This window comes from Bathymodiolus heckerae thiotrophic gill symbiont (genome assembly GCF_900128515.1).
GTDB lineage: Bacteria > Pseudomonadota > Gammaproteobacteria > PS1 > Pseudothioglobaceae > Thioglobus_A.
In genome coordinates, this window is record NZ_FQTP01000111.1 from 1 (window position 1) to 3,830 (window position 3,830).

Sequence of the window (3,830 nt, forward strand, 5' to 3'; positions counted from 1 at the left end):
TAAAAAATTATGGATATTTACCCTATTGCAAAATCTAACAAAAAACCACTTTGCGACGCCTCGCAATATGAGCAGATGTATACTCAGTCAATTAAAGACTCTGATAAATTCTGGGCCGAGCAGGCTAAAGAGTTTTTAAATTGGGATAAAGAGTGGGCGCAAGTTTCAAATGTTGATTACACACAAGGAAAAATTGAGTGGTTTAAAGGTGGTGAGCTGAATGTTGCTTATAATTGTATTGATCGTCATCTTCCAGAAAGAGCTAATCAAACAGCAATCATTTGGGAGGGTGATAACCCTGAAGTTAGTAAAAAAGTAACTTATCAGCAATTGCATGATGAAGTGGCGAAGCTTGCTAATGGCTTGAAACAACTAGGCATTAAAAAAGGTGATCGTGTTTGCATCTATATGCCAATGATTCTTGAAGCGAGTTATGCAATGCTTGCATGTGCTCGAATTGGCGCAATTCATAGTGTGGTATTTGGTGGTTTTTCACCAGAAGCATTAAAAGATAGAATTCTTGATTCTGAATGCAAAATTGTTATTACTGCTGATGAAGGTATGCGTGGTGGACGAGAAACTGCACTTAAGGCTAACGTAGATATAGCCGTCTGTGCTTGTGATTGCATTAGTAAAGTGGTCGTAGTAAAAAACACAGGTGGTGACGTTGCTTGGAATGATAAGGATATTTGGTATCATGATTTAATTGCTGATGTTCCTAGTGAATGTCCATGCGAATCATTTGATGCGGAAACACCTTTGTTTATTCTTTACACTTCGGGGTCAACCGGTAAGCCAAAAGGCGTATTACACACATCGGGCGGTTATTTGCTTTATGCGGCAATGACACATAAATACACCTTTGATTATCAACAGGGCGATGTTTACTGGTGTACTGCTGATGTTGGCTGGGTAACAGGACACTCTTACATTGTTTACGGTCCATTGGCTAACGGTGCAACAACACTCATGTTTGAAGGTATTCCGACCTATCCAGATGCTTCTCGTTTTTGGCAAGTGATCGATAAGCATAAGGTGAATATTTTCTATACTGCGCCAACTGCAATTCGCGCTCTGATGGGTGCGGGCGATAAGTTTGTTGAAAAAACAGATCGCTCAAGCTTGCGTGTTCTGGGTACAGTTGGTGAGCCGATTAACCCGGAAGCATGGGAGTGGTATTATCATAAAATTGGCCAAGGCAAATGTTCTGTGGTGGATACTTGGTGGCAAACTGAAACGGGTGGCCATATGATTACACCATTACCATACGCCACTAAGCTTAAGCCTGGATCGGCTTCCAAGCCATTCTTTGGTATTGAGCCGCAAATCGTTAATGAGCAAGGTGAAATTTTAGAAGGCGAGGCAGAGGGTATTTTGGTATTGGCTAGATCATGGCCGGGGCAAATGCGTACGTTGTATAAAAATCATGAGCGCTTCATGGAGGCGTACTTTTCAACTTTTCCAGGCAAGTATTTTGCGGGTGATGGTGTTAAGCGTGACAAGGATGGTTACTACTGGATCACTGGTAGAGTGGATGATGTATTAAATATTTCAGGACATCGTTTGGGTACTGCGGAGATTGAGTCAGCGCTGGTATTGCATGAGAGTGTTTCTGAAGCTGCAGTTGTAGGTTATCCACACGATATCAAAGGGCAGGCTATCTATGCTTATGTATCGATTATGAATGATGTAGAACCAACAGATGAACTAAAAACAGAATTAGTTAAATTAGTGCGCTCTGAAATTGGCCCAATTGCAACCGTGGATAAAATTCAGTTTGCACCAGGATTACCGAAGACACGAAGCGGAAAGATCATGCGACGCATCTTAAGAAAAATTGCTGAAAATGATTACAATAATTTGGGCGACACCTCTACATTGGCAGAGCCAGAAGTGGTCAAAGATTTAATCAATAATCGAATTGCTTAGCGTTGACTTAATCCAGCTTCAAGCTTCCTTAAGTTCTTTTTAATTTTTTCCTTAAGGTTAACTTCACATTGATTGTGGTAGCTTTTTTGCATATCAACATCTAAAGAAACCACTTTGCCAAAGACTTTGTTTTCAAGCTCCATGGTGTCTTTAATGTTGTCACAATAGTTATTAATTTCTTCGTTAGCATAAGAAACTAACGTTGCAACACCGATGGCTGGAACGATCAAGCCGGTAATGGTGATAACACTTGTTGTTTCTTTAAGCACCTTAATACGAGTAATATTTTTAACCACTCTTTGTGTATTTTGAGTGGTAAAAATATCTTCCAAATAGTTAACCTTTTCAGTAGATAAGCTTAATTTTTGTTGCGCTGATTGTAAGCTTCCTTGTAGTGTTTTCATCTGATCTCTAGCGTCAGTTATTTGTGATATTTCATCACTCAAAACACTGGTTTTACTTGTGACTAAAGATAGTTTTTGCTGTGCGATTTTCAAGGCTGAACGAGCACTAATTAACTGATTGTTTAAGGCTTCTAAAACAGAAAAATCATCACTTTTATTGGTATCTGGTGTTGATTCCAATACATTAATTTTGGTATTGTATTCTTGGGTTATTGTCTGAATTTTAGCTTCTAGTTCAGTGATTTTATCAGTGTAGAAAAAATAGCCTGCAATTAAAGCAAAGGCAAATACTATGGCGCTAAATAATGATTTGTTTTCCATGGATAATCCTCAAAAATGGTGCATTTAATAGCTGAGTATTATGCACTAGTCTAAGAATTATATAAGTATATTATTATATATTGATATTTAATAAAAACTAGTTATTTCAACCATTTAGCTGCTTGCTTAGCATAATAAGTTAAGATAGCATCACTACCAGCACGCTTAAAGCAAAGCAAAGTCTCTAATACAACTTTCTTTTCATTAATCCAGCCATTTTGACTAGCAGCTTTAATTTGTGCATATTCTCCACTGACATGATAAGCAAATGTTGGCATGCCGAAAGTTTGCTTAATGCGATAAACGATATCCAAGTAAGGTAGGCCAGGTTTGATCATGACCATATCTGCGCCCTCATCAATATCAAGAGCTACTTCGCGAATAGCTTCGTCAGAATTGGCCGGATCCATTTGGTAAGTTTCTTTGCTTGAAGTGCCAAGGTTGTTGGCTGAGCCGACGGCATCTCTAAATGGGCCATAATAGTGTGATGCGTATTTAGCCGCGTAAGCTAGAATATTGGTATGAATGTAACCATCTTCTTCAAAAGCTTCACGGATAGCGCCAATACGGCCATCCATCATATCTGAAGGGGCAACAATATCACTACCCGCTTGCGCGTGTGATAAAGCTTGTTTAACAAGCACTTCAACGGTTTCATCATTTAGTACGTAGCCTGAATCATTAATTAGGCCATCTTGCCCGTGAGTGGTGAATGGATCAAGCGCAATATCGGTAATAACGGCTAATTCTGGCTGAGAGGCTTTAAGCGCACGAACAGCACGTTGTGCCAAGCCATCTTCATTAAACGCCTCTTTAGCATCTAATGATTTTTTACTCTCTGGTACCACAGGGAATAAAGCCACGGCGCGAATGCCTAAATCAACTAATTCTTGTGCCTCAACTAATAATTGATCTATACTTAAACGCTCGATATCCGGCATAGAGTCAATACTTTCGCGTTTATTATCGCCTTCGATAATAAAGATAGGAAAAATTAAATCGTCAGTGGTTAGTGTATTTTCACGTATTAATTCACGGGTATGTGCGTGTTTTCTCATACGACGCGGTCTATGGGTTAAAATTGCCATCTTAAATTAATTATTAGTTATTTCACCGAATTATACAACATGAGTCAATCAAGCGAAACCTTAGTCAGTATGTCAAACGTCAAAGAGG

General features: G+C 39.0%; 3 protein-coding genes. 1 reads left to right on the forward strand and 2 read right to left on the reverse strand.

Going from position 1 to position 3,830, the window contains the following annotated elements; all coding sequences use genetic code 11:
• The first annotated feature begins 9 nt into the window (after positions 1-9).
• Complete coding sequence (gene acs / locus BTHERMOSOX_RS09630) at positions 10-1,929, forward strand: acetate--CoA ligase (protein WP_138120928.1); 1,920 nt, start codon at positions 10-12, stop codon at positions 1,927-1,929.
• Here the strand turns inward: acs and BTHERMOSOX_RS09635 are convergent.
• Complete coding sequence (locus BTHERMOSOX_RS09635) at positions 1,926-2,654, reverse strand: hypothetical protein (protein WP_138120930.1); 729 nt, start codon at positions 2,652-2,654, stop codon at positions 1,926-1,928. The two genes, acs and BTHERMOSOX_RS09635, sit on opposite strands and share 4 nt — an antisense overlap.
• A 101-nt stretch (positions 2,655-2,755) precedes the next feature.
• Positions 2,756-3,742, reverse strand: a complete 987-nt coding sequence (gene hemB, locus BTHERMOSOX_RS09640) for a porphobilinogen synthase (RefSeq protein ID WP_138120932.1) — start codon at positions 3,740-3,742, stop codon at positions 2,756-2,758.
• Between the last annotated feature and the right edge of the window lie 88 nt (positions 3,743-3,830).

What these genes read in the sequence shown, in the direction of transcription:
- acs (WP_138120928.1), top strand. Translation starts at nt 10, where the DNA reads ATGGATATTTACCCTATTGCAAAATCTAACAAAAAACCACTTTGCGAC.
- BTHERMOSOX_RS09635 (WP_138120930.1), bottom strand. Translation starts at nt 2,654, where the DNA reads ATGGAAAACAAATCATTATTTAGCGCCATAGTATTTGCCTTTGCTTTA.
- hemB (WP_138120932.1), bottom strand. Translation starts at nt 3,742, where the DNA reads ATGGCAATTTTAACCCATAGACCGCGTCGTATGAGAAAACACGCACAT.